This is a genomic window from Candidatus Cardinium hertigii (genome assembly GCF_050864855.1).
GTDB lineage: Bacteria > Bacteroidota > Bacteroidia > Cytophagales > Amoebophilaceae > Cardinium > Cardinium hertigii_C.
Genome location: NZ_JBOZWW010000064.1, coordinates 1 through 1,570, shown reverse-complemented (window position 1 = coordinate 1,570; position 1,570 = coordinate 1). Strand labels below are relative to the sequence as shown.

Genomic DNA, 1,570 nt, shown 5'->3' with positions numbered 1-1,570 from the left:
AAATCCAAAATACTGCATTAATAAACAGTCTATTATCTTTGGCAACAGCTCCCCAACCTCCTTGTTGACCTGGAAGTAGAGGTGATAAAATAGACCATACTTTGTCTGAAATATCATGACGGTGAATCCATTTAGACATCTATAAATATAATTGATGTTATGATCTAAAAATATAATATGAACTACAAAACAAATATACAAAATATTTCATGACGACACTATCTAGAGTAGTGCCATCTTAGCAGACAAATGGCTCTAAAAGCATAGAGCCCTCTTGCCATCCAATTGGCCACCATATTGGTTCAAACCATACGCTCCAATCAAAAAATACCTTTTATTTGGATGATCCAATTAAGGCATCAGTTTTTTAACAGATAAAATTTTTTAATCTGGCTATTTTAGCCTATCTTGTATCCTCTAAATAAAAATTTTCATCATACATTATTGCAATACATTATGAACAAATATAAAATAAAATCTATCGTTCTTGCTGCCTTTTACGGTATGGCTATTTTGAATACTGGTGCAACATCTTGTACTAAAGAAAAGAAATTAAAAGACCTAACAGAGGCACAATTGAATCAACGCATCAAAGAAAGTCAAGACGAATTGGCGAGTAGGGAAGAATCATCTCAAAAAAACTCATCAGAAGAAGAGAGCGAGAAAGAAAAATAAGGATATCTGTTCAGCACTGTGGTAAAAACTTGTTTTTTGGTAGCGTTCCAAGGCGTTTTTTAGCGTAAAAACTTGAGTTTTGTAATGGGTTTCATTACAAAATGAGAAAAACGCTTTTTTACCACAGTGGTGAGCAATTCTTACCTTTTATATGATCCGTTTTACAGGTGTTATGTCTGCGCCTTCGATAAAAATAGATATAGGTACACTGGTCGTAATGTCTTAGAACCATTGGGTTCATTCTAAAACAGATGGTGACTTTATTACCCTGGTTTCTAATGGTTTATGCGTCTTGAATGCTCATAATTTACTATCCCAACCGCTAATCCTCTTGCCATCTAATTGGCCACCATATTGGTTCAAACCATACGCTCCAATCAAACAATACTTCTTATTTAAATGATCTTCAACGGATCAGTTTTTAACAGATAACATTTTTTAATGTGGCTATTTTAGCTTATTTTAGGTCTTCTCAATACAAATTTTCATCATACATATAAATATATATGAACAAATATACTATAAAATCTATCATTTTTTCTGCCCTTTGGGGTATGGCTATTTTAAATACTGGCGCAGCATCTTGTACTAAGGGAAAGAATCAACAAAGGGAAGAAATAATAAAAAAGGCCCAAAAAGACATCAAAGAAGCTTCCGAACAGTCAATACGAGACCGTTGCAATAGGTTTTTAGATTTTAGTATAAAAAAGTAATTGTTAATTTTATTAAAAGTTTAACTTGTAATTATTGTTTAGGTTTTGTAATAAAAATTTTATGATATTATTATGTCAATCAAAGTGAGCGGTCAGTTAAGTTTATCAGATATATCAGCTAGTCGTCGTAAATGCAAGCATACCTTTTTTGATCAAATCAATAATCTGATTAACTGGTCATT

The 1,570-nt window shown here is 32.2% G+C and carries 2 protein-coding genes and 2 pseudogenes; 3 read left to right on the top strand and 1 reads right to left on the bottom strand.

Annotated features, from left to right (window positions below; all coding sequences use genetic code 11):
• Window positions 1-139 (bottom strand): annotated as a pseudogene (locus ACRRVB_RS04795) (IS5/IS1182 family transposase); the annotation flags it as partial.
• 317 nt (window positions 140-456) lie between these two features.
• Here ACRRVB_RS04795 and ACRRVB_RS04790 point away from each other — a divergent pair.
• From ACRRVB_RS04790 to ACRRVB_RS04780, 3 genes and pseudogenes are all read left to right on the top strand, one after another.
• Complete coding sequence (locus ACRRVB_RS04790; RefSeq protein WP_432466821.1) at window positions 457-675, top strand: hypothetical protein; 219 nt, start codon at window positions 457-459, stop codon at window positions 673-675.
• 506 nt (window positions 676-1,181) lie between these two features.
• Window positions 1,182-1,388, top strand: coding sequence for a hypothetical protein (locus tag ACRRVB_RS04785; RefSeq protein ID WP_432466820.1), 207 nt, complete (start codon window positions 1,182-1,184; stop codon window positions 1,386-1,388).
• Between the two features lie 72 nt (window positions 1,389-1,460).
• A pseudogene (locus ACRRVB_RS04780) lies at window positions 1,461-1,570 on the top strand (IS5-like element ISCca3 family transposase); the annotation flags it as partial.

Excerpts from the sequence above, each read along its gene's own strand:
- ACRRVB_RS04790 (WP_432466821.1), top strand. The coding sequence starts at position 457 with ATGAACAAATATAAAATAAAATCTATCGTTCTTGCTGCCTTTTACGGT.
- ACRRVB_RS04785 (WP_432466820.1), top strand. The coding sequence starts at position 1,182 with ATGAACAAATATACTATAAAATCTATCATTTTTTCTGCCCTTTGGGGT.